Below are 23,594 nucleotides of genomic sequence, written 5' to 3'. Positions count from 1 at the left end.
AAAATGGTGGGCCGTGAAGGACTCGAACCTTCAACCAATAGGTTAAAAGCCTACTGCTCTACCATTGAGCTAACGGCCCGGAATGCAACCAAGCGCGGCATTATACTCAGAACTCCAACTCAGCTCAATCGCCGCCTGCAAAGAGGCGGTAGAGCCTGTTGCTTCATTCGCAGTCCGGTTCCGGGTTCCGGTAAATTTCGAAGGGTCGGCGGGCGCGCTGCATGACTTCTTCCCCTTCGACCATAATCGGTACGGCCAGCACCCGTACCCGACAGGCTTGCGGCATGGCGCTATCATCGTCGGTAGCAGGCTCCAGGTAGTCGATGACAACCTCCACCCCGGATCCAGCCGGCAATTGGCTCGCACCGGGCAGCTCGAAGTGCCTTTCATCGGTCAGGCTGAGCACAAGAAAGGTTTCATCGGTCATGGCCGAAGCGTCGAACAGTTGAACCTGCTCGACGACTCCCTCGGTCTCACCCGTCTGAGCCACGGCCGTGCCCATGCTGGCAATCAGCACCCAGATCAACGCGATTCGCTGAAACACTATGCAACCTCCTGGAAGGACATGACCCGATCCCACAATGCCTGTCGCCGCTTGCCTCCGATCAGGACCACCAGGTCGCCGGGCCGCCCCATGTTCAGCGCCTGATCAAATGCCTCGAATTCGTCGTAAACGCACTCGATACAGGCCGGATCGACACCGCCCCGAATCAGGCCTTCACGCAGCAGATGCGGACCCTCGTGAGGTTCTCGACCGAACAGCAGCCCGAAGTTTTTGCAGACATAGGCATCGAAACGGCCGGCCGCCGCCTCGCCGATGGCACGAATCACCTCGTCAGTATTGCCATTATTGGCCGAAAAGCAGAGTATCCTCCGGCCGCTGATCGGCTGACGATCGACAAACTCGGCCAGGGCGCGCAACCCGGCCGGATTGTGGGCATAATCCATGCAGACCCGAAACGACAGATCCTCGCGAAAGTTCAACCTCCCCAGCACTCCGCCGGATCCGGTCTCCAGCGCGGCCAGTCCACGCGCGATGACTTCGGGAGTAACGCCGATCATCCAGGCGGCCAGCGCGGCATGCAGGGCGTTTTCCAGGTTGAACCGGGCGCTGCCACCGAAGGCTATCGGCAAGTCCTCGACCGCCATCAGTGCAATTCGCTGACCTCCGGCGTGCAAGACCAGCCATTCCCGGCCATCCACCGTTTCCAGTACGGCCACCGCTCCACCGGCACCGACCCGGGCCAGCAATTCCTCGGCTTGCCGGGACAGCGAGACCAGGCCCACGCGGCGGGAGCCGGGCTCCTCGGTCATGGCCAGGCAATGCGGATTGTCGGCATTGAGGACCACCGCCCGATCGGCCCGATCAACGATTCTGCGCTTGACCTCGGCCAGATCCGCGACCCCGTTCAGCCCGACGAAATCCCCCAGATGATCGGCGGTGACATTCAGGCAGATGGCCACATCGCAACGCGCATACCCCAGGCCGGTGGTGGCCACCGCCCCGCGGGTGGACTCCAGGACGGCAAACTCCGTGGCCGGATGGTCGAGCACGGTCATGTGGCCATAGATGTGCCCGTCTTCGTATTCCGAGACTTTCTCGCCGGCAACCCAGCAGCCTTCTGATGTCGCTTCTCCGGCTCGGTAGCCGGCAGCCGCAGCAATACAGGACAGCAGACGGGTCGTCGTGGTCTTGCCATTGGTGCCGGTCACGGCAATGATCGGGACCCGGGCCGATGCCGGCTCGGGAAACAGCCAGTCCACAAAGGCTTCGGCGGCCTGCTTCATCAGGGTATGCCCGGACGGCAGGAGCCGGTCCAGCCGTGGCGCCAGCTCGACATCGACAATGGCGCCATTGGCCTGGTCCAGGGGCCGGGCGGGGTCCGGTGTGATCACGCTTATCTGCAACAAGCCCACATCGAGGGATTCGGCCAGCCTCTCGGCCAACTGGCGGGTCGAATCATGCAGATCACCAAAGGATCGCCAGCCTGCGCCACGCTCTGCGCCCTGCTGCACCAGACAGGCCAGAAAACGCCCGCCGGCAACCAGCACCTCGTAAGCCCTGCCGTCAACCGGGCGCTGCACCAGCACCTGGCGGCTGTGTCGAAGCGCCCCGGTCACCGCTCGTGACACTTCTTCGCGACTGTGACACGGCCCGGAATGATCCAAACTGCCTCCGCGCTGGTCGGAACGAATGACCACGGGATAGCCCAGCGACTCGGCCTGACGCCCGGCCCGGTTTGCTGCCACCACCCAGGTGGGTGCGGACTTCGGCAACGGCAGGTCCAGTTCGACCAGACGCTCGAACAACGCGGCCCGATCGTGCACCATCCTGACCACCGGCTCCGAACGGCTGACGGCGAACGTACCATCGACGGTGTGCTGCCCACGACCATGACCCAGTCTGAGCAGACCATTGGGGCGCAGGCGAAAATCCCCGCGAATGGGGTCGAATGGCGGTCGATCCATGCGAGCTACCGGAATGCCACGTGCCAGGGCCGCACCCTGAATGGCCAGGCTGTCTGCCGGCATGGCCCGGGGCCTGGCCCGGGCCAGATACTCGTCGATGCGCGTGACCAGCGGTGCCATATCGGCCTTCGCATCCAGCAGGGCCGTGAGCAGCTCCCGGGTCAGCTCCACCGCTTCCTCGGCGGTATCAGGCTCTTCAAACTCGAACCAGAAACGGCAATGGTCCACTCCCCACCCGGCCAATCCAGCCTGGCTGACCTGATGCCCGGCAGCCTGCTGCAAGGCCAGGGCGGTGCCGGCGAACAGGGTAGCCAGCGACGATGGCGACAGCCCATCGAGTTCCAGGCCAGGCGCATCGACACTCAGTACCGGATGCAGGCCGGCCAACCCGGCTTGCCAGTGCCGGACCGGCTGCCCGGCCAAACGTTCTGCCTGCCCGACGGACAACTCAAGGGTCAGTTCCTGCGCGGGGCAGTCGCAGCGACGATTGGGGCCGAAATAGGACAGTCTGAGTGTTTCCTGCATGGTTGACTTCGATCAGGGCTGAAAGAACGTTGCGGATGCCATGGGGCGCTCTACCGGACTGTAAACAGCATGGTGGGACAGCGTTCGCCGAGTTCATAGGCAGGTGTTCGACAGGCAAGTTCCTCGAACGAAACCGACAGCGCCGCACGGGCTTCATCCAGTTTCGGGAAGGTGTATCGGGCCGTGGCATGGCGGTAGGCCTCGATGGTTTCAATCTCGGCCAGCGGCCAGCCCTGTTCTGCAGCCAGCCTGGCCGGCGCAAACCCGATGTCCCGCCAGGCCTGCCAGATATCGGCTACCGGCACGGCACCGCTGCTGTCATCGACCAGGGCCATGGCCAGCCGCCACTTGAATACATGGAAGTTGCCGATTCGACCGGCATTCAGATCGGCAACAATCTCGTCCAGTGTTTCGGCCGAATGCGGGCGAATGAACAGGCGCAAGACCAGGCACCCTCCGGGAGCCAGGATGCGGGCCAGCTCCGAGCCGAAACGACGGTGGTCGCCGGCCGATTCCAGCACGGTCAGGCAGCCATCTCCAACGACGAGATCGAAACTGCCATCGGCAAACGGGAGTTGCAACCAGTTGCCGCAGACACCCGCGGGATCGGGCCGCTCCGACAGCATGGCACCGATCATGCCGGGACAACGATCAATGGCAGCGAGACGGGTCCGCTCCGGCCAGCGCATGTCCAGCAGCTCCGGCGTCACGCCCAGAACGAGTGCTCGAGGCGAGGTCAGGCTCAGATGTTCGGTTGCCCGCGAAACCAGCTCGCGGGCCACCGCAATATCCGCATCCGAAGGACGCAGGGGGTGGCCGACATGCGCCCACTGGGCGGCATGACGAGCCCAGTGATCCTGACCGAGGCCGGGGTCGGTCATGCTGTTTCCACCTTGGCCTGTCGGTACAGGTCTTCGAGGGCGTCGGCATCCAATTCCGCCAGCGCCTGACGGCTGCCCGCGGCCAGCATTTCCATGGCACGGAAACGCCGCTCGAACTTGATGTTGCTGCGCCGAAGCGCCGACCCTGGATCCACCTCCAGCTTGCGGGCCAGGTTGGTCACGGCAAACAACAGGTCTCCGAGCTCCTCCTCGATGCCGTCAGTGTCGTCCGCGGCCACGGCGGCCCCGAGTTCATCGAGCTCCTCGATGATCTTGTCAAACACCGGATCGACCGCTGGCCAGTCGAAACCCACCCTGGCCGCGCGCTTCTGCAGCTTGACCGAGCGCCGGAGTGCCGGCAGGCCACGCGACACCCCGGCCAGCAGGCTGTCGTCGGTTTCGCCCTTCTCGGCCCGCTCGGCGGCCTTGATCTGTTCCCAGTTGACCGTCTGTGACCGGGCATCGCCAACTACGGCGTCGCCAAACACGTGCGGGTGGCGACGCTCCATCTTGTCGGAAATCGCGGCCACCACTTCGGCAAATGCAAACGCACCCTGCTCCTCGGCCATGCGGGCATGAAAGACCACCTGAAACAGCAGGTCACCGAGTTCGTCTTTCAGATCATCGAGGTCGCCACGTTCGATGGCATCGGCCACTTCATGCGCTTCCTCGACGGTATAGGGCGCGATGGAGCGAAAATTCTGCTCAAGGTCCCACGGGCAGCCGCCCTCCGGATCGCGCAGCCTGGCCATGATCTCGAGCAGACGGTTGATGTTGTGCCGGTCATTCATCGTGCCGGAAGCATAACCCGTATCGCCGCTCCGCCCAGCGAGGATTCGGCCAGTGTGATGCTGCCACCGCAGTCCTCGACCAGCTCTCGGCAGATCGACAGCCCCAGGCCCTGCCCGTCACGCTGCTCGTCACCGCGCCGACCACGCACGAGAAACTCCGGCAACTCATCGTCGGTGATGCCCGGGCCATTGTCCTCGACCAGGATCTCCACGCCGCGACGACCGGCTTTCTCCCGGCGGACACGGGCGCTGACCCGCATGCGGCCGTGACCATACTTGGCCGCGTTCTCCATCAGGTTGCCGCACAGTTCCCACAAGTCGCGTTCGTCCATGCGCACCCGGACCCTGTCATCACCCTCGACCTCGATGTGCAGATCCTCCGCGGCATGCAGCCGCATCAGCGAATCGGCCAGGCGCGACAGCACGGGAACGACGGCGACCGGCTTGTTGATGGCCTGGCGGGTCGAGCGCGCCGCCCGCTCCAGCTGGCGACGAATGAGTTGCTCCATGTTGACCAGCGAGTCGGACAGCTCGGGCTGTTCGGGGTGCTGCGACGACTCCAGCCGGGCACGCAACACCGCCACCGGCGTCTTCAGGGCGTGAGCAAGATCAGACAGCGCCTGTCGATAGCGACGGGCGTTGTCGCGCTCGCTTTTCAGCAGGGCATTGAGATTGCCGATCAACGGCATCAGCTCGCGCGGATAGCGCCCGGCAATGCCGTCCCGCTCGCCGGCTTCCACCTCCCTGACCTCGTGAGCGACCTGGCGCAATGGACGCAGCAGCAATAGCAGGATCAGAAACTGCGCACTGATGATCAGTGCTGCGGCCAGGCCCAGCCATTGCCACAGGTCGCGACGAAAGCCGGCCAGGGTCATGGCCTGTCGGTTGGGATCCTCGGCAGCCCAGATGGTCAAATCGACGATTTCGCCGTCAGGCTGCTCCCAGCCCAGACCGATGGCAAAGGCATTCCAGGTGCCGCCGGCCTCCGTGCCTCGAAACAGCTCACGCCCACGCTCGATCACGCGCGCGGAAGGTTTGGGCGTCACACCGTAGAGCGACGGCGATTCCCAGGCCCCATGCGGGGTCATCGCGCCGCCGAACAGGCCGGAGCCGGGTTGATTCAGGCGGGGCTCGGCCAGCGTTTCGGTCACGGCGGGCTTGCCCTGAACGTCGACCTCCACGGTGGTGAGAATCAGGTAGACGACCGCCTCCAGGCGCTCCTGCATGGCTTTCTCGGCCGCGCCCTGAAAGGCCCGGTCGACCGCCAGCCCCACCAGGGCAAGCGCCAGCATGAGAGCCAGACCGGCTCCAAGAAGCAGCCGCACCCGCAGCGACAGGCGGGCCTGCGGCCAGCTCATGCCCAGCATGGCAGCGCCCCCGTTCCAGTGCCGGTGGACTGGGAAGTCACCCGGCGCGCGTTATCCAGTGGCGCGAAAGCGGTAGCCGCGTCCGCGCAAGGTCTCGATGGGTGCCCAGTCACCGTCGGGGTCCAGCTTCTTGCGCAAGCGGCCGATGATGACCTCGATGACATTGCTTTCGGGATCGGCATCCTCTTCGTAGAGATGCTCGTTGAGCTCCATCTTCGAGACCACCTGGTCGGGATGCAGCACGAAGTATTCGAGCACCTTGTACTCGAAGGTCGTGAGGTCCAACGCCTCTCCACCCAGCGCCACATCCTGGCTGGAAAGATTGACAGTGAGCGGACCAAAACTCACCTCGGGGGCCGCATGACCGGCCGAACGGCGCAACAGGGCGTGCACGCGCGCCATCAGCTCCTCGATGCGAAACGGCTTGGTGACGTAGTCGTCGGCACCGATCTCCAGCGCCTCGACCTTGTCCTGCCAGTCCGAACGCGCGGTCAGCACGAGGATGGGAAACGTGCGTTCCCGCTTCCTCGCTTCGCGCACGATCTCCATACCGCTGGTGCCAGGCAGACCCAGATCGATAATGGCCAGATCGACCGGGTACTCGGTGGCACAGTGCAATCCGTCCGTGCCGTCGGCACACAGATCGACGGCGAAACCCTGACGCTTGAGCGCGCGCCCCAGCAGTTCCCGCAACGCCGTTTCGTCCTCGACCACCAGCACTCGCATCAGATCACCTCTCGTCAGCCGGCACACGTACGGTACGAACCACACCATCCCGGGTCAGGATGCGAATGACGTGAATGCGACGCCCGTCTCGCTCGACCGTACGCGCCGACACCACCTCGGCATCATACTGCCGCGCAACCCGCTCGGCCGCTTCCTGCAGACTGAGCGCCCACGCCGACACCACCATGACCATGGTCAGGGTAAGCGCAAGCAGCATATTCTTGATCAGACGAAACATGAGCGTTTCCGGCACTCCGGATGGCTGGTTGTCGATGATTTTAGCGGGTTGGGCTTAATGGTGGTTGAATGTGAACGGCAAAAGGTGAAAGGGAAAAGGTGAAACGAAAAAGGTAACACGAGGGAGAGATTCAGGTGGCCAGGCGGTAGTCAATGGGATTTGTCGTGCCATTGGCCCTGGAGCCATCAACGCTACCCGCTCGACCCTTTCACCTTTCACCTTTCACCTTTCACCTTTCACCTTTCACCTTTCACCTTTTACCTTTTACCTTTTACCTTTTACCTCATCAATATATCTCCGCCACACAACACCGCAGGCTGCCCCCGGCCTTTTCGATCTCGTCAAGTTCGACGCCGTGGATCCTGAATCCCCAGCTTTCGAGCTTACCCAGGCTCTCGGGCTTCAGAGCATCGATGGCTGTCTGGCTGAAGAACACATCCTGGTCGCTGACGGCGATGCAGTTGCCGGCAAAGGCCACTTTTTCCTCGGCCGTGATTTCCAGCACATGGCCGGGATAGGCTTCGGCGATGGCCGCCGGAACGTCGGGGTCGACAAATGCCGACGGACAGATCACCAGTGCGCGCGAGGCCAGAACCGCCATGACCACGTTGGTGTGATACTCGTCGGCTTGCAGTTCGAACTGGAAACTCAGCGCCAGGCCGAAGGCCTCGTGCATGGCCTGGCAGCCGGCATCGTCAACCCGCTGCGTCATGCCGCAGAAACCGATACGGCGTGCCCGATCAATGATCAGCGCTCCGGTGAGTTCGGCCACCATGTCGCGTCGGGACAGGTCGATTTCCTCATATTCCAGCAGGCCGGTAAAGAAGGACCGAATATCGCCCCGCTGCGCTTCGGCCTGACGATCCGGGTAACGCATGGCACCGACGATGAAACGCCCCGGTGCGGTGGCAAAGACATTGTTCGGAAACAGATCATCGGGCGTATCCGGCCCGCCGGGGAAGCGCACCACCGGCACGCCGCAGGCGGTAATGCGCTCGGCCAGCTGACGATGCTGATCCAGACGCCGGGCGGCATCGATATCGACACTCAGGTCCATGTAGACGTTGTCACGAGCCGACTGCTCGGACAGGTGGGCAGTGGCCGGCTCGACCAGGAACACGGCACGCGGCACGGCCAGCGAATCGTTGTTGAGCCAGCCGGCATCAATCTGCCTGCGAAATTCCTCGGGAGTGCGAACGATCACGAAAGTCGGTTCCTTGAAGATTGCATTGGGGATGAAGTCACTAATGAGTTCGGGCAGTCGCGGGGGGCAGACAGACCCGATTGCTGCAAGCCCGAACGGGCCAGCTACATATGATCCCACATTCGACGCTGAACCGCATTGCCGATAACGGCAATTGCACAACCAGGTCCGGGAGAAAACAGCAAAGTCCAAAGGGGGAACGTGAACAGCAGCATCAGTGCTGCGGCCAGCAGCGTTCCGAGCAGCAATTGCAGAACAATCTCCGCGTCGCCGCCAAATGTCCGCTCTGGGGACAAGACGGCGAAGAAATAAGTCATGGTCGCCGACCAGAACATCATTTCCTTCCAGTTCGCCGACCAGGTTTCCACATCGGCGAAGACCAGAACAACCACGTAAACCACCAGCACGAGCGCCGCTTCGGTTTCCACCTCGGCCTTGTTTCGTCCGACCAATGGCGTGTGCCGTGGCAGGCGCCACTCCGGGTCCTGGATGAGGCCGGGCACGGCCGGATTTCGCAGGTTCACCCGCACCTTCGCGAGGCGACGTGCCCAGCCGGAGGCGACTCCGGGGTCGCATCGTAGAACAGTTCAGGCCCGGCATCGGGCAGGTGCATGTTCTGGCTGAGCTTCTGACGCCAGCCACGGGCGCCGGGTTGACAGTGGAACAGGCCGAGCATGTGGCGAGCGACCTGCTGCAACCGACCGCCTCGCTCGATGTGACCGCGCGCATAGTCGCCCATGCGCTCGATCACGCCGCGCCGCGACTCGGCGGCCGGCAGGCCCAGCCGCTGGCTGAGTTCGGCCAGGATCCAGGGATTCTGGTAGGCAGCGCGGCCAAGCATGACACCATCGACGTGCTCCAGCTCGGCAGCCGCGCCGGCCACATCGACCACGCCCCCGTTGAGCACGATGGTCAGGTCGGGGAAGGCCTGCTTGATGCCATGCACCCGTTCGTAGGCCAGGGGGGGAATCTCGCGGTTCTGCTTCGGGCTCAGCCCGGAAAGCCAGGCCTTGCGGGCATGCAGAATGAAGACCTCGACGCCGCTTTCGGCCACGGTGGCGACAAACTGGTGCAGAAAAGTCTCGCTGTCGAGGTCATCCACACCAATTCGGGTCTTGACCGTTACCGGCGCCGCGACGGTCTCGCGCATGGCAGCCAGACAATCCCGGACCAACTCGGGTTCTTTCATCAGGCAGGCCCCGAAACGGCCCTTCTGCACCCGGTCGGACGGGCAGCCGACATTGAGGTTGATCTCGTCATAGCCGAAATCCGCGCCGATCGCCGCGGCCCGGGCCAGCTCATCGGGGTCGCTGCCACCAAGCTGCAGGGCCACCGGATGCTCGGCTGGATCGAATCCCAGAAGGTGTTCGCGATCGCCATGAATCACGGCCCCGGTGGTCACCATCTCGGTATACAGCAACGCAGCCGGTGCGAGCTGACGGTGGAAGTACCGACAATGACGATCGGTCCAGTCCATCATGGGGGCCACGCTGATTCGGCGATCAAGCATCATTTGCCGACTTTACTTGAGCCGGTCGATGCCGCTTTCGGTCGCCACCAGCACCACGTCGGCCCGTCGGTGGGCAAACAGTCCGCAGGTCACCACTCCCGGCAACTGGTTGATCTCGGTTTCCATCTTCAGCGGATCGACCAGGTCGAGGTTGCGCACATCCAGGACCAGGTTGCCATTGTCGGTCACGAAGTTCTCGCGCAGTTCCGGCTGGCCTCCCAGGCGCGTGAGCTGACGCGAGATGTAGGCGCGCGCCATGGGAATGACCTCGACCGGCAACGGAAACTCGCCGAGCAGCTTGACGCACTTCGACTCATCGACAATACAGACGAACTGCCGGCTGGCCGCGGCGATGATCTTCTCGCGCGTCAACGCCCCGCCGCCGCCCTTGATCAGGCGCCGGTGCGGATCGACCTCGTCGGCGCCGTCGATGTAGAGAGAAAGATCGCCGGTGTGATTGAGATCCATGACCTTCACGCCGATGTCTTCCAGTCTTTGAGTGGTGGCTTCCGAGGATGACACGGCGCCTTCCAGGCGTTTGCCGGAGGCGGCCAGTTCGTCGATGAAGGCGTTGACGGTGCTGCCGGTGCCCACCCCCAGCAACATGCCGTCTTCCACGTACTCGAGCGCGGCCCGCGCCACCTCGATCTTGAGTCTTTGCTGGCTCATTCGTTTTCCATGCCCACGATGTAGTCGAAATGCTCGGCCGATACCGGCATCACGGAAAGGCGATTGCCGCGCTTGATCAACTGCAGGCCATCGAGCGCATCGGCGTGCTGCTTGATCTCCTGCAGCGAAATCGGGCGCTTGAGATGACGCACGTACTTGACGTCCACCAGGATCCAGCGCGGATCATCCGGATCGCTCTTGGGGTCGTAATACTTCGAGTCCGGGTCAAACTGGGTCGGATCCGGATACGGCTTGCTCGCCACTTCCGCAATTCCGACAGCAGCCGGCGGCTTGCAGTTGGAATGGTAGAAAAGGATCCGGTCGCCCACCTTCATCTCGTCGCGCATGAAATTGCGCGCCTGGTAATTGCGCACCCCGTCCCACGGCTCGGTCTGCTTCGGGCGCGCCTTGAGATCATCGATTCCGAACACATCGGGCTCGGATTTCATCAGCCAGTAGTTCAAATCAGTGCCTCCGTTCGCTTGAGCGTGTCAGCCAGGGAGTTTAGCAAGAGCGGAGTAAGGTAACAGGTGACGAGTGACAGGTAACGGGTAAAAATCTGGCATGGTTATCGGATGTTCAATGGACATTGGCTATCGGCAGGGCCACTCCATTGGCCACCGAAGCATTTCAAGGCCACCAGGCCCTGCCCCTGTTACTTGTTACCTGTCACCTGTCACCTGTCACGCCCTAAACCTCCTCACCCCACGATCCGTCACCACCGCATCCAATGGCACATCCCATTCGTCGGCCGGCAGGCCGTCGACTTCCTGCAGGGCGTAGGCGGTGCCGACCAGCCGGGGTCCGGCGTCGGGATCGTCGAGTCGGAAGCCGAAGGTTCTGTCGTAGAAGCCGGCTCCCATGCCCAGACGGGTGCCGATGGGTGAAAAGGCGACCAGCGGCATAAAGACCAGATGCAGGCGGTCCGGCGGGCACTCGGGACCGCCAACGGGTTCTGGAATCCCGAAACGATTGGGCCGCATTGCCATGTCAGGTGTCCAGCGCAGGAAATGCATGCGTTGATCGTTGACGACCGGCAAGAGAATGCGCCGCCCGGCATGATGCAGGGCCTCGAGAGCCGGCATCAAATCCGGCTCGCCGTTGAACGCGATGTATGCGGCCAGATTCTCGCCCTCATCCCGATCGGCCAGTCGTTGCAGGTGGGCACAGATCTGGTCGTCCAGCTGCTGCCTGCGGGCGGCAGTCAGCCGCTGACGTTCAGCCACCAATCGGGCACGCAAATCGGACTTGCGCTCATCCTTGCCTGACACGGTGCTCATAATGCGCAGGATAGCGCATCGGGGAAATCAAGCGGCGCTCTCCACCTGTGCCGCTGCGGGTCGGTGACCTTGAACCAGAGGTTCAGGTGGGTTGGCTCTTCCAGCCTTCAGGCGATTCGCTCGGTCGAGCGAATATGCACACCAGCCGGAAAGTCGCCATCCCTAGGTCGGAAAGTAGGGACAAGGCATAATGCGATCCCACTGGCGAACACTGCAGAGAGCGCCTTGGCCACCAGTCTAATCCTGTCCCAGCGCCTTATCAAGTTGATCGGCCAGATCACGGACTCTCTGATCGACCTTCTCGCGCCTTTCACTGGCCTCCTGACGCAGATGCAGCAGTTCCTCGGAGAGATTCAATGCCACCATTACGGCAATCTTGTCGATCGAGGAAACCTTGCCGGAATTGCGGATCTCGCGCATCTGCTGATCGAGAAACAGTGCCGACTCCATCAGGTTGCGACGCTGGTCCGGCGTGCACATGACCCGATACTCCCGGTCGAGAATCCGGACGGTCACCGGCTCGGCCGGCTGATTGAGATCGTTCACGTGCCCGCCTCTTCGAGTGCCTTGAGTCGCTCAATCATGCCTTCGACCCGCGATCGCGCTTCCTCGTTGCGCTGCACCAGCGTGGCCCGTTCGGCCACCAGGGACTCCTGTCGGGCACGCAGTGAATTGTTCTCTTCCTCCAGCCGGTTGAGCAGCTCCAGCAGCTCCGAGAGCCGCTGTTGCAACCGATCCAGATCTCCCGTCGTTTCTTGCAGCGAGTCCATGGCGCCCCAGGATTCTTGTTTTTACAAGGGCTTAATGATAGGACTTTATGCATCGGTTCTACAAGCACCATGATTCAGGAACCTCCGGGGGCACGGGTTGCATCCTCGCCCGGCACCGGCACGCCGGACCGGCAGCCCCGGTGATAAACTGCCGTTTTTCAACCGCGACTAGCCTTTCAATGAGCAGTGAACAGGAATCCCGACTGGCCTGGCTGCTGGCCCTGGCGGCCGACAGCGACCCGGCCAGCGTCTCCGAAACCCACGCCGTGGTGGTCGGCCTGCTGTGCGCCCGGCCCAACCAGGAAGAGAAGGAACTGGCCACACACCTGGCCGCCCTGCAGGTGGGTGACTGGAGCTCGGAGCGCATTCTCGACCAGCTCGGCCCGGCGCTGAAAGTGCTCAAGACCGAGCTTGGCTCTAGCGACATGAGCTTTCGTCTGCTGCTGCCCAGCGAAGACCGGCCGCTCAAGGAGCGCACCCGCTGCCTGGCTCACTGGTGCTCGGGTTTCCTGACCGGTTTCGGCGCCGCTGAACCGGTCATCGAATCGGAAGAAGCCGGCGACGCCCTGCGCATGATCGAGCAGATTGCACGGGCCGCTACCGACCCGGAATCCGACCAGGAGGAAGAAGAGTCGGCCTACACCGAACTGACCGAGTTCGTGCGCGTGGCGATACTGCTGCTGCGCGAGGAGTACCTGACGAGATCGGCACGTTCGTCATGATCCAAACCCAAGAGTTCTGCCGCCGACGCGAACGCCTGATGGCCGAAGTCGGCAACCACAGCATGGTGGTGCTGGCCGCCGCACCCGAACGGCCGCGCAACGGCGATACCTTCTATCCATACCGTCAGGACAGTGATTTTCTCTACCTGACAGGCCTCAACGAGCCCGAGGCCATGCTGGTACTGCTGCCCGGCCGCGAGGCCGGTGAGCAGATCCTGTTCTGCCGTGAACGCGATCCGGACCGCGAACGCTGGGACGGCCCGCGCCTGGGGCTGGACGGCGCGCGCGAGCAACTGGGCTTCGACGACGCCTTCCCGATCACCGACCTCGACGACATCCTGCCCGGACTGATGGAGGGCTGTACCCGGCTGCATCACCTGGTCGGCAAGGATGCCGGCCTGGACCAGCGCATCATCGGCTGGCGCAATCGCCTGCGCGCCGAATCCAAGGGCGAGAAGGGACCAGGCGAAATCGTCTCGCTCGAACACCTGCTGCACGAACAGCGGCTGATCAAGTCGCGCGACGAGCGCCGCTGCATGGCGCGAGCCGCGCGCATCTCGGCCGATGCCATGACCCGGGCCATGCAGACCTGCGCCCCGGGTCTGAACGAGGCCGAACTGACCGCCGAGCTGTTCCACGAGTACCAGCGCCACGGCTGCCCGCCGGCCTACCTGCCGATTGTCGCCGGCGGCGCCAATGCCCTGGTGCTGCACTACATCGCCAACAACCAGCCGCTGCCCGATGACGGCCTGGTGCTGATCGACGCCGGCTGCGAGTTCGAAGGCTACGCGGCCGACATTTCGCGTACTTTTCCGGTCAATGGCCGCTTTTCCGCCCCGCAGCGCGAGATCTACGACATCGTGCTGGCCGCCCAGCACGCCGCCATCGACCAGGTCCGTGCCGGCCGCCCGTACGAGGCGTTTCACGATGCGGCCGTGCGCGTGCTGGTCGAGGGCCTGGTCGGGATCGGCCTGCTGTCCGGCGATGTCGACAGCAACATCGAACAGGGCCTTTACCGGCGCTTCTACATGCACAAGACCGGCCATTGGCTGGGCCTGGACGTGCATGATGTGGGCGAGTACCGCATCGACGAGCAGTCGCGCGTGCTGGAAAAGAACATGGTGCTGACCGTCGAGCCCGGCCTCTACATCGGCGATGACGACGACATTCCGGCCCATTTCCGCAACATCGGCATCCGCATCGAGGACGATGTGCGCGTGACCGAGGGCGATCCCGAGGTGCTCACCGAGCGCGTGGTCAAGGCGCCCGACGACATCGAACAGGTCATGCGGGGATGAAGCATTTCGACGTGGTCATCGTCGGCGGCGGGCTGGCCGGTTCGGCGCTGGCCATCGCGCTGGGCCGGGCCGGGCGCTCGGTGGCGCTGATCGAGGCCACGCCGCGCCAGACCGGTGCACCACCGGGCTTCGACGACCGTACCCTGGTAGTCAATGCCGCCTCGCTCAATATCCTGGGCAACCTCGGCATTCTCGACTCGCGCCCGACCGCCTGCGATATCCGGCGCATCGAGATCACCCGCGCCGGCGCCCCCGGTCACCTGACCCTTGAGGCCGGCGACTACGGCTACAAACGCTTCGGTGCGGTCATCGTCGCGCGCGAACTGGGCGCAGCCATGCTGGAGGCGCTGGAGCGTACCGAAGGCGTCGAGACCTACTGCCCGGCCAGCCTGGCGGGCTTCAGGACCAGCGACAAGGCGGTTCAACTGCAGCTCGAGGATGGTCGGGAGCTGAGCGCCGATTTGCTGGTGGGCGCCGACGGCACGAACTCGATGGTGCGCGAACTGGCCGGCATCAGCAGCCAGCACCACGACTATGGCCAGTCGGCCATGATCTTCAATGTACTGGCCGAGAAACGTCGCCCCGACAGCGCCTTCGAGCGCTTCACGGCCGAAGGGCCGCTGGCCTTGCTGCCGCAGCCGGCCGGTCGCGTGGGCGTGGTCTGGATCGACGACAGTCACCGCATCGACTCGGCACTGGCACTGGAAGACGACGAGCTGGCATGGCAACTGCAACAGCGCTTCGGCTCGACCCTGGGTCGATTCCAGCGCCCCGGTCAGCGCGCCTGCTACCCGCTGGCCCTGCTGCGCACCGAACGCCCCGTTGCCCGCCGCACGGTGGTGATCGGCAATGCGGCCAACACGGTGCATCCCGTCTCGGCCCAGGGCTTCAACCTGGGCCTGCGCGATGTCGCTGCCCTCGCCGAAATCGTTGCCGGGACCGACGATCCGGGCGCGAGCGAAACGCTGGCTGCCTATCTCGACGCCCGTCGCCATGACCAGCAATCCACCGTGTCCTATACCGATACGCTGGCGCGCGCCTTCACCAATCCCTCGCTGGCCGCACGGCTAGGCTCGTCACTGGGCCTGGTCGCCCATGCTGCCTGGCCGTCGCTCAACGGCCGCCTGGTGCGCTCGGCCATGGGCTTTCGCGAGCCCGTAAGCTCGCTGGCCCGGGAGCCGTCAGCATGAGCAAGGATTTCGATGTCGCCTTGGCCGGCGGCGGCGTGGCCGGGGCGGTCACCGCCGCCCTGCTCGCCCGCCAGGGCCGGCGCGTGGCGCTGGTTGATCGCAAGCGCCCTAGCCCGCTCGATCCGAAGTCGGAGTTCGATCCGCGCGTGGTTGCCATCAGCCCAGGCGCAAGAAACGTACTGATTGCCGCCGGCGTCTGGCCCAACGTGCCGGCAGAACGCATCGGGCCGTATGCGCGCATGGTCGTGCACGCCGACGGCGGCCGGGTCGAATTCGCTGCCAGCCAGCACGGGCTTGAGGACCTGGGCTGGATTGTCGAGATCCCGGCGCTGCAAGCCGCTGCCTGGGCGCTTTTGGACAATGAAACCAACGTCGCCTTGCTGGCTCCGGCCGGGGTCGCGGCATTCGAGGCGCGCCGAAACCGGTTGCAACTGGACATCGACCCGGGCGACCCCGTCCGCGCGAAACTGCTGGTCGCCGCCGACGGCGCCCGCAGCCGCCTGCGCGAACAGGCCGGCATCGAAACCGACCTGTGGCACTACAACCAGCACGCGCTGGTCACCCACATCACCACCCAACAGGCCAACCCCGGCATTGCCTGGCAGCGCTTTACCGAGCATGGCCCGCTGGCCCTGCTGCCGCTGGCCGACGGTCGCTCTTCCATCGTCTGGTCGCAGCCGGCCGAACGCGCCCAGACGCTGCGCGACATGGACGAGGCCGATTTCCTGGATGAACTCAACGACCATCAGGACGCCCCGTTCGGCCCGGCCTCGGCCTGTACCCGGCGCTACACCCTGCCCCTGGTTCGCCGCCAGTCCAGACAACTGGTGGCCGGCCGTCTGGCCCTGCTGGGCGATGCCGCACGCACGGTGCATCCCCTGGCCGGCCAGGGCCTGAACCTGGGGCTGATGGATGCCGCCGCGCTGGCCGAAGTACTGGCTGACTGGCAGGGAGAAGAGGATCCTGCCAGCGCGCTGGCGCGCTACGAGCGCTGGCGCCTGAGTGCCGGCACGCTGATTGCCGGCGGCATCCATGCCATCAATGAAATCACCGCCGGCAATCCGCTCGGCCGGCGCGCGGCTGCCATCGGCTTCGGCGCGGCATCCGCCCTGTGGCCGCTGAGGCAACTATTCGTCAAGCGAGCCTGCGGCCTGGACAGCGACAGCCCCCGACTGGCCAGACACGCACCGTGAACGCCCCCTCGCCTCTCAAGGCGGGCCTGTTCGTACTCGCTGGCGCCATCATGATCTCGTTTGCCGCCATCTTCGCGCGGCTGACCGAGATGCCCCCGACCACCTCCGGTTTCTACCGCATGGTGTTCGGATGTCTGGCCTTTGCCGGACTGCTGCTGTTCAGACCCGAAATACGCGTCGGCCTGAAGGACAACTGGTCGGGCTCGTTTCTCATCGGTGCGCTGTTTGCCGCCGACATCTGGTTCTGGCACCGCGCCATCGAATACATCGGTCCCGGCCTGTCGACCCTGATGGCCAATCTCCAGGTCTTCGTGCTCACCGCCGTGGGCGTGATCTGGATGCGCGAGCGGGTGGGCTGGCGCTTCGCCAGCGGCCTGGCACTAGCCATGGGCGGGCTGTGGCTGCTGTTTGGCCGCGACTGGGCCAACCTGCCGCCCGATTACCGCCTGGGCGTGGTGCTGGGCGTGCTGACCGCGCTGGCCTACGCCTTCTACCTGCTGGCCCTGCGGGGCTTCCAGATCCGCCACGGCCACATCCGGCCCGAGGCCCGACTGTTGCAATCCACGCTGTGCTGCGGCCTGGTGCTGGGCCTGGCCAACCTGCTCGAAGGCAACGACTTCGTCATCCCCACCTGGCAGGCGTTCTGGTCGCTGGTCGGGCTGGGCGTGTTTTGCCAAATGGTCGGTTGGCTGCTGATCACCCGCGGCATGCCGTTCCTGCCCGCCGCGCTTGTCGGCCTGTTGCTGCTCATCCAGCCGTCCTCGTCCATTATATGGGACATGATCCTGTTCGGCCTCAGGCTCGAACCCTGGCAGATCGTCGGCATCGTGCTGGCCCTGATCGGCATCTACCTGGGCATGCGCTCGGCGGCCCGGCGCAAGATCACCGAGGGATAGGCCTCGATATCGCTTCAATTCAGCCGCCAGTCGATTGGCACAATGCCCCGACTTTCCAGCCACTCATTGGCCTTCGAAAAATGCCGACAACCAAGAAACCCGCGATGTGCCGACAACGGCGAGGGGTGCGGCGCCTTGAGGACAAGGTGGCGCTGGGTGTCGATGCCGGAGCCCTTGCGCTGGGCATGACTGCCCCACAGCAGGAAGACGACGTTGTCGCGACGTGTATTGACGGCATCGACCACGGCATCGGTGAACTGCTCCCAACCCTTGCCCTGGTGGGCGCCGGCATTGCCGCGCTCGACTGTCAACACGGCATTGAGCAACAGCACGCCGCGCTCGGCCCAGGACTGAAGATAGCCATGCCCGGGCATGCCGATGCCCAGGTCGGCTTCGATTTCCTTGTAGATATTGACCAGCGACGGCGGAATCCGCACGCCCTTCTGCACCGAAAAGCACAGTCCATGCGCCTGACCGGGACCATGGTAGGGATCCTGCCCGAGAATCACCGCCTTGACCTGCGACAACGGCGTTGAATCAAGTGCATTGAAAATATGCTTGCCCGGCGGGTAAACCGTCGCCCCCGCCCGGCTACGCTCGACCAGGAAGGCGCGCAGCGCTTTCATGTATTCCTTGTCGAATTCCTCGCCGAGGACGTCCAGCCATTCGGGGTGCAACTTGATCTCACGCTGATCATTCATGATTTACGGGTTACGGGTTACGGGTTACGGGTTACGGGTTACGGGTTACGGTTCCCGGCAGATGATACTCGCGCGTAAACCGTCTTTTCCCTGAAACCTGAACCCTGAAAGCTGAAACCTGACTGCAGCCTGCCGGTTATCATATCCACTCACTCCAATCCCCACGTCATCCGTGAGCGAAACCAACGCCCCAATCCAGACCGATGCAGTCATTGTCGGCGCCGGCCCGGTCGGCCTTTTCCAGGTATTCGAGCTCGGCCTGCTGGGCCTCAAGGCCGAAGTGATCGATTCGCTGCCCCAGGTCGGCGGGCAGTGTGCAGAGCTGTACCCGGAAAAACCCATCTACGATATCCCCGCCTGGCCGGTGATCGGCGCGCAGGAACTGATCGACAAGCTGATGGAACAGATCGCGCCGTTCGATGCCGGCTTTCATCTCGGTCAGCAGGTCACGCGCTTCGAGAAACGCGAGGATGGACGGTTCACGGTGGTCACCTCGAAGGACAAACACTTCGATGCCGGCGCGGTCATCATCGCCGCCGGGTTGGGCGCGTTCCAGCCGCGGCGCATCAGGGCCAAGGGGATCGAGACCGTCGATCAGGCGCGCATTCATTACAAGGTCACCGACCGGGAACGCTTCCGTGGCAAACGTTTGCTGATTCTCGGTGGCGGCGACTCAGCGCTGGACTGGACCATGGACCTTGCCGATATTGCCGAGTCCATCGAGCTGGTGCATCGGCGCAAGGAATACCGCGGCCAGGTGGCCTCGGTGGCCAGGGTGCGGGAGCTGGCCGGCGAAGGCCCGGTCAGCGAGCGCCAAGGTATCATCTCGCAGATCGAGCCCACCGATGACGGAGGTATTCGACTGCAGATGATGGACCTGGACCGCAACCGTTTCACCGTCGAAGGTGACGAGGTGCTGGTTTTCTGGGGCCTGGCCCCGGATCTGGGTCCGATTGCCGAATGGGGGCTGGAACTGCAAAAGAAGCAGATCCAGGTCGACACCGAGATGTTCCAGACCTCGATCGAGGGCATCTTCGCCATTGGCGATATCAACTGGTATCCCGGCAAGAAGAAGTTCATTCTCTCGGGTTTCCATGAAGCCGCGCTGGCCGCCTTCGGCGTGCAGAAGTATGTCTATCCGGACGCGCGCCAGTTCGTGCAGTACACCACCACCTCGCCGATCATGCACAAGCGCCTCGGGGTCAAGGGCGAATAGCGATATTGCAACCGTCACGGTAAAGTATTACCACGGGTATTACATTTCCCGCGGTGCCTGACCATGCCGACCACGGTGACCAGCAAAGGGCAAGTGACCATCCCCAAGCGGGTACGTGACCACCTTGGAATCAAGCCGGGAGACCGGTTGGAGTTTCATATCGATGGGAGCGGGAACGTGCATCTGGAAACTGGCAACAAATCCATTCGCACCCTGAAGGGTCTGTTGCCGCGGCCCGAACAGGCGTTGACGCTGGAGGAAATGAATGATGCCATAGCGCGGGGCGCCGCCCGCGAATGATTGGCGTGGATACCAACATCCTGGTGCGATACCTCACCCAGGACGACCCGGCACAGGCAAGCGCCGCCACGGATCTGCTCGAATCCAGGATCAGCACGCAACAACACGGTTACGTTTCACAGGTTGTCCTGACCGAGCTGGTGTGGGTACTGGACCGCGGATACCGCTACGCCAAAGCCGATATCATCCGGGCGGTTAGCGGGTTGCTGTCCGTCCGCGAATTAACCATCGAGAAGGCCGATGAGGCATGGGCTGCGCTGCAGCAGTTCGAAACCGGCCAAGCCGATTTCGCCGACTACCTGATCGGGCTATCGGGTCGATTGGCAGGCTGTACGACCACTTTCACGTTTGATCGCCGCGCTGCCCGGTCTGCGCGGCACACGGTGCTCGATTACTGAATCCTCTCCAGCGCGCGACCGTAGGCCTGCGGCGAGAAGCCGGCCATGCGCGTCTCGCCGATGAAGATCAGCGGCACACCGCGGCCGTTGACTTCCTGGAACTGGCGGTTATTGGCCGTTGAGGCCTCGACGTCGACTTCCAGGTAGTCGACCCCTTGATCGTCCAGGTAATCGCGGGCCTGGTCGCAGTATCCGCACCAGGGCGCGGTGAAGAACACGATGTCATGCTCGGCACTGATATCGCGCGCCTCGACCGAATCGACATCCACGGTGAGCAGTCGCCAAGCCACGATGGCCAGCAGGGAGAAAATCAACAGGCGGACAAAGATCGCCATTCAGCCCTCCGGCTGCAATTGCAGATCGAAACGCAGGTCGACGCGGTCGCGGATAAAATCGGTATCCTCGAACTCACCGGTCCCCACTTCCCAGTCCAGGCGCATGATCTCGGCGCTGCCGGACAAAACCCGGGATTCGCCATCGCTCTGGAGAGACAGCGTAACCGACTGTGTCGACTCGAGCGACTTGATCGACAAGCTGCCCTCGGCAAGGTAGTCATCCCCGTCGCGCGCGATCTCCGTGCTGACCCAGCGAGCCTCGGGAAACCGGTCGACGGCAAAAAATTCGTCGTCCTTCAAGGCCTGGTTGCCGTCGCGGTTGCCGACATCGGCCGAGCCGGTCTGGACGGTCACTTCGATGTCCGCCGCGGTCAGGTCGTCGCCTGGCAGGCACAGGCGCACAGAGAACTCGCCGAACTTGCCTCTGAAGGGACTGCCTTCGGCCACGCCGGAGAACCGCAGTTCACCGTTTTCCTGACCGGCGGTGTAACAGCTCTCATCGGCCTGCACGACCGTCGTGGCCAGCATCGCAGCCGCGGAAATAAGGGTAATGATTATTGTTTTCGCCATATCGGCAGCATCCTTTTCAGCACGTCGTCCCTGATCCAGAAGTGGTGCCGAAGCGCGGCCAGCGCGTGACCGATGGCGACCACGCCCAACGTGATGCCCAGCACCTGGTGGACCCGGGCCATCAGGTCTTCCAGCGCTTCGTTCGAGTCGACCAGGCTGGGGAAGTTCACCGGGCCCCACCAGTAATCACCCAATCCCGCCGCCGAGGAATACAACCAGCCCGACAACGGCATGGCGAAGATCAGCGCGTAAAGCAGCCAATGCCCGGCGTGGGCACCCAGCCGTTCCCAGCGCGCCATGTGTTCGGGCAGCGGCGGTGGTCGATTGAACAGGCGCCACAGCAGCCGCAGCAGCGCCAGCCCGAGCACCACCATGCCGATGGTCTTGTGCTGGGTGACCAGCTCGAACCGGGCCCTGAAACCTTCCACATTCGAGATTCTCCACGCCCAGGTGTACTGGAACAGGATCAAACCGACGATCAGCCAGTGGAACAACTGGCTGACGAGTCCATAGGCGGTTTCGGTGTTTCTGAACGGAATCTTCAAGTTGCAGCTCCCGCAAATAGACGGCAACATTAACAGCATGAGGGTACAAGTTATGTCACTGGTACTGCTGGCATTGCCCGTGCTGGTTGGCTGCCAGGCCGCACCCCGCAGTCCGGCAGCCATGGATGCTGTCTCGCGTCCGGCGGGCGACGAGCCGTCAGAGTTGCCGTCCGGGCGCCGCTACGTTGTTCTCGACGGTCAGTCCGAAGCACGCTTCGTGGTCTACCCGGCCGGCAGGCTGGCACGCCTGGGTCACCCGCATGTGGTCGGAGGGTCTGTTGTATCGGGCGAGATCGTCCTGGCCGATGAATTCCACGACTCCGGGCTGAGCCTGGAGATCTCGGTCAACGACTTCGAGATCGACCACCCTCGCTGGCGAGAGGACGAGGGCTTCGATCCCGACATGTCGGGATCGGCCATCGAGGACACGCGCGAGAACCTGCTCGGTGAAGACCAGCTCGACGCCGCGAACCATCCGCTGATCACGATCGAGTCGCTGGGTGTCAGCGGACCTGTCTGGCAACCCGATATCGAGGCGCGCATTACCGTGGCCGGCACGGCCCGCGAACTGACCGTGCCCGTTGCCCTGAACTTCAACGACCACGAACTCAGCGCCATCGGGCGCTTCGTCATTCGCCAGAGCGAGTTTGATATCGAGCCATTCAGCGCCGCGGGCGGCAACCTGCAAGTGGCCGACGAAGTCCTGGTCCGTTTCCGAATCGTGGCCATGGGCATCGACGATTGATCAGTCGATCATTCCGGTCTCTCGCAAAATCCTCTCCAGACGCTGCTGACTTTCCTCGGTCAACGGCGCCAGCGGGCTGCGCACGCTGCCCACGGGGATGCCACAGAGATTCATCATGGCCTTGATCGGCACCGGGTTGGTCTCGATGAAGGTGGCCTTGAACAGCGGCAGCAGTTCATAGAACGTCTGCTGCGCCGAGGCCAGGTCACCGGCCGCGGCGGCATTGACCATCTCGACCATACGCTCGGGCACCAGGTTGGACGCCACCGAGACCACGCCATGGCCACCGATGCCCATCAACGGCAAGGTCAGCGCGTCATCGCCGGAGACGACATAGAACGGCTTGTCGGAGGCCCGGGCAATGGTCATCATGACATCGGCCATCTGCCCGAGATCACCCGAGGCTTCCTTGACCGCCACCACCGAGGGCAGTCTTGCGATCTCGGCCAGGGTGTCGGTCTCGACATTGACCGCCGTGCGGCCCTTGATGTTGTAGACCATGATGGGCAGATCGCAGGCCGAGGCAATATCGTTGAAGTAGCGATACAGGCCCTTCTGGCTGGGCTTGTTGTAATACGGCGTGACAATCAGCGCACCGTCGGCCCCGGACTTCTGCGCCTCGCGCGTGGTGCGGATGGCCTGCTGGGTGTTGTTCGAACCGGTACCGGCCCACACCTGGATTCGCCCGGCCGCTTTTTCGGCGGTATAGCGGATGACCTCGTCGTGTTCGGCGTTGAACATGGTCGGCGATTCGCCGGTCGTGCCCATGGGCACGACGCCGGAAACGCCGGCGGCAACCTGGCGCTCGATGATTTCGCCAAGCGCGTCGTAATTGACCTCGCCGGCCTCGTCAAACGGCGTGATCAGCGCGGTGTAGACGCCTCTTACCTGCATGATGCTGCTCCGTAATCCAGTCGTTTCCAGTCGTAATAATGACAACGGCCCGGCCAAGGCCAGGCAAGACAACCTCTTATGATACCTGTCCAGCCGGCCCCGCTGGACAATCCTGTCGGAGCGCGCGCCGTCGGGATTCACTGCCGCCGTGCCGGACGGGC

29 protein-coding genes, 1 tRNA gene and 1 other RNA gene are annotated in these 23,594 nt (G+C 63.6%); 9 read left to right on the top strand and 22 right to left on the bottom strand.

The window, feature by feature from the left end; all coding sequences use genetic code 11:
• Positions 1-4: 4 nt before the first annotated feature.
• The 17 genes from IC757_RS04035 to IC757_RS03955 all read right to left on the bottom strand — a co-directional run bounded on the left by IC757_RS04035 (position 5) and on the right by IC757_RS03955 (position 12,430).
• Positions 5-79: transfer RNA gene (locus tag IC757_RS04035), tRNA-Lys, on the bottom strand.
• A gap of 84 nt (positions 80-163) precedes the next feature.
• Positions 164-544 carry a hypothetical protein gene (locus IC757_RS04030; RefSeq protein WP_190976101.1) on the bottom strand — a complete coding sequence of 127 codons (381 nt, stop codon included), beginning with the start codon at positions 542-544 and terminating at the stop codon, positions 164-166.
• A complete protein-coding gene (locus tag IC757_RS04025; RefSeq protein WP_190976100.1) occupies positions 544-2,994 on the bottom strand; it encodes a Mur ligase family protein in 2,451 nt (816 codons plus the stop codon). Before IC757_RS04025 ends, IC757_RS04030 begins: the two co-directional genes overlap by 1 nt.
• Positions 2,995-3,044: 50 nt before the next feature.
• On the bottom strand, positions 3,045-3,875 hold the full coding sequence (locus IC757_RS04020) for a class I SAM-dependent methyltransferase (RefSeq protein ID WP_190976099.1): 831 nt from the start codon (positions 3,873-3,875) through the stop codon (positions 3,045-3,047).
• Positions 3,872-4,666: a nucleoside triphosphate pyrophosphohydrolase gene (mazG, locus tag IC757_RS04015; RefSeq protein WP_190976098.1), complete on the bottom strand. Its 795-nt coding sequence runs from the start codon at positions 4,664-4,666 to the stop codon at positions 3,872-3,874. The genes IC757_RS04020 and mazG overlap by 4 nt, the downstream gene beginning before the upstream one ends.
• Positions 4,663-6,033: an ATP-binding protein gene (locus IC757_RS04010; RefSeq protein ID WP_190976097.1), complete on the bottom strand. Its 1,371-nt coding sequence runs from the start codon at positions 6,031-6,033 to the stop codon at positions 4,663-4,665. Before IC757_RS04010 ends, mazG begins: the two co-directional genes overlap by 4 nt.
• 51 nt (positions 6,034-6,084) lie before the next feature.
• Complete coding sequence (locus IC757_RS04005; protein ID WP_190976096.1) at positions 6,085-6,759, bottom strand: response regulator transcription factor; 675 nt, start codon at positions 6,757-6,759, stop codon at positions 6,085-6,087.
• Between the two features lie 4 nt (positions 6,760-6,763).
• Positions 6,764-6,997, bottom strand: coding sequence for a PepSY domain-containing protein (locus IC757_RS04000; protein WP_190976095.1), 234 nt, complete (start codon positions 6,995-6,997; stop codon positions 6,764-6,766).
• A gap of 286 nt (positions 6,998-7,283) precedes the next feature.
• The gene (locus tag IC757_RS03995) at positions 7,284-8,201 is read right to left on the bottom strand and encodes an arginine deiminase-related protein (RefSeq protein WP_190976094.1); all 918 of its coding nucleotides are present in this window, start codon (positions 8,199-8,201) and stop codon (positions 7,284-7,286) included.
• A 104-nt stretch (positions 8,202-8,305) separates the two neighbouring features.
• On the bottom strand, positions 8,306-8,725 hold the full coding sequence (locus IC757_RS03990; RefSeq protein WP_190976093.1) for a hypothetical protein: 420 nt from the start codon (positions 8,723-8,725) through the stop codon (positions 8,306-8,308).
• Entirely contained in the window at positions 8,722-9,714 is a 993-nt protein-coding gene (dusA, locus tag IC757_RS03985) for a tRNA dihydrouridine(20/20a) synthase DusA (RefSeq protein ID WP_190976092.1), read from the bottom strand. The genes IC757_RS03990 and dusA overlap by 4 nt, the downstream gene beginning before the upstream one ends.
• A gap of 9 nt (positions 9,715-9,723) precedes the next feature.
• Complete coding sequence (gene rpiA, locus IC757_RS03980; RefSeq protein ID WP_190976091.1) at positions 9,724-10,380, bottom strand: ribose-5-phosphate isomerase RpiA; 657 nt, start codon at positions 10,378-10,380, stop codon at positions 9,724-9,726.
• Positions 10,377-10,844, bottom strand: coding sequence for an EVE domain-containing protein (locus IC757_RS03975; RefSeq protein ID WP_190976090.1), 468 nt, complete (start codon positions 10,842-10,844; stop codon positions 10,377-10,379). The genes rpiA and IC757_RS03975 overlap by 4 nt, the downstream gene beginning before the upstream one ends.
• Before the next feature lie 219 nt (positions 10,845-11,063).
• A complete protein-coding gene (locus IC757_RS03970) occupies positions 11,064-11,660 on the bottom strand; it encodes a 5-formyltetrahydrofolate cyclo-ligase (protein ID WP_190976089.1) in 597 nt (198 codons plus the stop codon).
• 34 nt (positions 11,661-11,694) lie between these two features.
• Positions 11,695-11,883, bottom strand: a non-coding RNA gene (ssrS, locus tag IC757_RS03965) — 6S RNA.
• A 14-nt stretch (positions 11,884-11,897) separates the two neighbouring features.
• Positions 11,898-12,206: a cell division protein ZapA gene (locus IC757_RS03960; protein ID WP_223846248.1), complete on the bottom strand. Its 309-nt coding sequence runs from the start codon at positions 12,204-12,206 to the stop codon at positions 11,898-11,900.
• Entirely contained in the window at positions 12,203-12,430 is a 228-nt protein-coding gene (locus tag IC757_RS03955) for a TIGR02449 family protein (protein WP_190976088.1), read from the bottom strand. The genes IC757_RS03960 and IC757_RS03955 overlap by 4 nt, the downstream gene beginning before the upstream one ends.
• A gap of 179 nt (positions 12,431-12,609) precedes the next feature.
• Between IC757_RS03955 and IC757_RS03950 the strand changes: the two genes are divergently transcribed.
• The 5 genes from IC757_RS03950 to IC757_RS03930 are packed head-to-tail and all read left to right on the top strand — an operon-like array spanning position 12,610 to position 17,729.
• Positions 12,610-13,152 carry a UPF0149 family protein gene (locus tag IC757_RS03950; RefSeq protein WP_190976087.1) on the top strand — a complete coding sequence of 181 codons (543 nt, stop codon included), beginning with the start codon at positions 12,610-12,612 and terminating at the stop codon, positions 13,150-13,152.
• The gene (locus IC757_RS03945; protein ID WP_190976086.1) at positions 13,149-14,450 is read left to right on the top strand and encodes an aminopeptidase P N-terminal domain-containing protein; all 1,302 of its coding nucleotides are present in this window, start codon (positions 13,149-13,151) and stop codon (positions 14,448-14,450) included. Before IC757_RS03950 ends, IC757_RS03945 begins: the two co-directional genes overlap by 4 nt.
• The gene (gene ubiH, locus IC757_RS03940; RefSeq protein ID WP_190976085.1) at positions 14,447-15,640 is read left to right on the top strand and encodes a 2-octaprenyl-6-methoxyphenyl hydroxylase; all 1,194 of its coding nucleotides are present in this window, start codon (positions 14,447-14,449) and stop codon (positions 15,638-15,640) included. Before IC757_RS03945 ends, ubiH begins: the two co-directional genes overlap by 4 nt.
• Positions 15,637-16,833 carry an FAD-dependent monooxygenase gene (locus IC757_RS03935; protein ID WP_190976084.1) on the top strand — a complete coding sequence of 399 codons (1,197 nt, stop codon included), beginning with the start codon at positions 15,637-15,639 and terminating at the stop codon, positions 16,831-16,833. The genes ubiH and IC757_RS03935 overlap by 4 nt, the downstream gene beginning before the upstream one ends.
• Positions 16,830-17,729: a DMT family transporter gene (locus tag IC757_RS03930; protein WP_190976083.1), complete on the top strand. Its 900-nt coding sequence runs from the start codon at positions 16,830-16,832 to the stop codon at positions 17,727-17,729. The genes IC757_RS03935 and IC757_RS03930 overlap by 4 nt, the downstream gene beginning before the upstream one ends.
• Positions 17,730-17,743: 14 nt before the next feature.
• On the opposite strand, the gene ung is transcribed toward IC757_RS03930, so the two are convergent.
• Positions 17,744-18,430 carry a uracil-DNA glycosylase gene (gene ung / locus IC757_RS03925; RefSeq protein ID WP_190976082.1) on the bottom strand — a complete coding sequence of 229 codons (687 nt, stop codon included), beginning with the start codon at positions 18,428-18,430 and terminating at the stop codon, positions 17,744-17,746.
• A gap of 172 nt (positions 18,431-18,602) precedes the next feature.
• On the opposite strand from ung, the gene IC757_RS03920 reads away from it, so the two are divergent.
• The 3 genes from IC757_RS03920 to IC757_RS03910 all read left to right on the top strand — a co-directional run bounded on the left by IC757_RS03920 (position 18,603) and on the right by IC757_RS03910 (position 20,344).
• Complete coding sequence (locus IC757_RS03920; protein ID WP_223846247.1) at positions 18,603-19,646, top strand: NAD(P)/FAD-dependent oxidoreductase; 1,044 nt, start codon at positions 18,603-18,605, stop codon at positions 19,644-19,646.
• 63 nt (positions 19,647-19,709) lie between these two features.
• Entirely contained in the window at positions 19,710-19,946 is a 237-nt protein-coding gene (locus IC757_RS03915) for an AbrB/MazE/SpoVT family DNA-binding domain-containing protein (protein ID WP_190976081.1), read from the top strand.
• Positions 19,943-20,344, top strand: coding sequence for a PIN domain-containing protein (locus tag IC757_RS03910; protein WP_190976080.1), 402 nt, complete (start codon positions 19,943-19,945; stop codon positions 20,342-20,344). Before IC757_RS03915 ends, IC757_RS03910 begins: the two co-directional genes overlap by 4 nt.
• On the opposite strand, the gene IC757_RS03905 is transcribed toward IC757_RS03910, so the two are convergent.
• Genes IC757_RS03905 through IC757_RS03895 form a run of 3 tightly spaced genes read right to left on the bottom strand, consistent with a single transcriptional unit; the run spans position 20,338 to position 21,794 of the window.
• On the bottom strand, positions 20,338-20,679 hold the full coding sequence (locus IC757_RS03905; protein ID WP_190976079.1) for a glutaredoxin family protein: 342 nt from the start codon (positions 20,677-20,679) through the stop codon (positions 20,338-20,340). The two genes, IC757_RS03910 and IC757_RS03905, sit on opposite strands and share 7 nt — an antisense overlap.
• Positions 20,680-21,249, bottom strand: a complete 570-nt coding sequence (locus tag IC757_RS03900) for a YceI family protein (protein WP_190976078.1) — start codon at positions 21,247-21,249, stop codon at positions 20,680-20,682.
• Entirely contained in the window at positions 21,234-21,794 is a 561-nt protein-coding gene (locus tag IC757_RS03895; protein WP_190976077.1) for a cytochrome b, read from the bottom strand. The genes IC757_RS03900 and IC757_RS03895 overlap by 16 nt, the downstream gene beginning before the upstream one ends.
• A gap of 52 nt (positions 21,795-21,846) precedes the next feature.
• Between IC757_RS03895 and IC757_RS03890 the strand changes: the two genes are divergently transcribed.
• Positions 21,847-22,539, top strand: a complete 693-nt coding sequence (locus IC757_RS03890) for a YceI family protein (protein WP_190976076.1) — start codon at positions 21,847-21,849, stop codon at positions 22,537-22,539.
• Here IC757_RS03890 and dapA read toward each other — a convergent pair whose 3' ends face one another.
• Positions 22,540-23,433, bottom strand: coding sequence for a 4-hydroxy-tetrahydrodipicolinate synthase (gene dapA / locus IC757_RS03885; RefSeq protein ID WP_190976075.1), 894 nt, complete (start codon positions 23,431-23,433; stop codon positions 22,540-22,542).
• Positions 23,434-23,594: the final 161 nt, after the last annotated feature.

Origin of the sequence: Wenzhouxiangella sp. AB-CW3 (assembly GCF_014725735.1) — a bacterium.
Classification (GTDB): Bacteria; Pseudomonadota; Gammaproteobacteria; order Xanthomonadales; family Wenzhouxiangellaceae; genus Wenzhouxiangella.
The sequence above is the reverse complement of the archived record's forward strand: the minus strand, read 5'-3'. Positions and strand labels throughout refer to the sequence as shown.

Excerpts from the sequence above, each read along its gene's own strand:
- IC757_RS04025 (WP_190976100.1), bottom strand. The coding sequence starts at position 2,994 with ATGCAGGAAACACTCAGACTGTCCTATTTCGGCCCCAATCGTCGCTGC.
- IC757_RS04020 (WP_190976099.1), bottom strand. The coding sequence starts at position 3,875 with ATGACCGACCCCGGCCTCGGTCAGGATCACTGGGCTCGTCATGCCGCC.
- mazG (WP_190976098.1), bottom strand. The coding sequence starts at position 4,666 with ATGAATGACCGGCACAACATCAACCGTCTGCTCGAGATCATGGCCAGG.
- IC757_RS04010 (WP_190976097.1), bottom strand. The coding sequence starts at position 6,033 with ATGCTGGGCATGAGCTGGCCGCAGGCCCGCCTGTCGCTGCGGGTGCGG.
- IC757_RS04005 (WP_190976096.1), bottom strand. The coding sequence starts at position 6,759 with ATGCGAGTGCTGGTGGTCGAGGACGAAACGGCGTTGCGGGAACTGCTG.
- IC757_RS04000 (WP_190976095.1), bottom strand. The coding sequence starts at position 6,997 with ATGTTTCGTCTGATCAAGAATATGCTGCTTGCGCTTACCCTGACCATG.
- dusA (WP_190976092.1), bottom strand. The coding sequence starts at position 9,714 with ATGATGCTTGATCGCCGAATCAGCGTGGCCCCCATGATGGACTGGACC.
- rpiA (WP_190976091.1), bottom strand. The coding sequence starts at position 10,380 with ATGAGCCAGCAAAGACTCAAGATCGAGGTGGCGCGGGCCGCGCTCGAG.
- IC757_RS03970 (WP_190976089.1), bottom strand. The coding sequence starts at position 11,660 with ATGAGCACCGTGTCAGGCAAGGATGAGCGCAAGTCCGATTTGCGTGCC.
- IC757_RS03955 (WP_190976088.1), bottom strand. The coding sequence starts at position 12,430 with ATGGACTCGCTGCAAGAAACGACGGGAGATCTGGATCGGTTGCAACAG.
- IC757_RS03950 (WP_190976087.1), top strand. The coding sequence starts at position 12,610 with ATGAGCAGTGAACAGGAATCCCGACTGGCCTGGCTGCTGGCCCTGGCG.
- IC757_RS03945 (WP_190976086.1), top strand. The coding sequence starts at position 13,149 with ATGATCCAAACCCAAGAGTTCTGCCGCCGACGCGAACGCCTGATGGCC.
- ubiH (WP_190976085.1), top strand. The coding sequence starts at position 14,447 with ATGAAGCATTTCGACGTGGTCATCGTCGGCGGCGGGCTGGCCGGTTCG.
- IC757_RS03935 (WP_190976084.1), top strand. The coding sequence starts at position 15,637 with ATGAGCAAGGATTTCGATGTCGCCTTGGCCGGCGGCGGCGTGGCCGGG.
- ung (WP_190976082.1), bottom strand. The coding sequence starts at position 18,430 with ATGAATGATCAGCGTGAGATCAAGTTGCACCCCGAATGGCTGGACGTC.
- IC757_RS03915 (WP_190976081.1), top strand. The coding sequence starts at position 19,710 with ATGCCGACCACGGTGACCAGCAAAGGGCAAGTGACCATCCCCAAGCGG.
- IC757_RS03910 (WP_190976080.1), top strand. The coding sequence starts at position 19,943 with ATGATTGGCGTGGATACCAACATCCTGGTGCGATACCTCACCCAGGAC.
- IC757_RS03905 (WP_190976079.1), bottom strand. The coding sequence starts at position 20,679 with ATGGCGATCTTTGTCCGCCTGTTGATTTTCTCCCTGCTGGCCATCGTG.
- IC757_RS03900 (WP_190976078.1), bottom strand. The coding sequence starts at position 21,249 with ATGGCGAAAACAATAATCATTACCCTTATTTCCGCGGCTGCGATGCTG.
- IC757_RS03890 (WP_190976076.1), top strand. The coding sequence starts at position 21,847 with ATGTCACTGGTACTGCTGGCATTGCCCGTGCTGGTTGGCTGCCAGGCC.
- dapA (WP_190976075.1), bottom strand. The coding sequence starts at position 23,433 with ATGCAGGTAAGAGGCGTCTACACCGCGCTGATCACGCCGTTTGACGAG.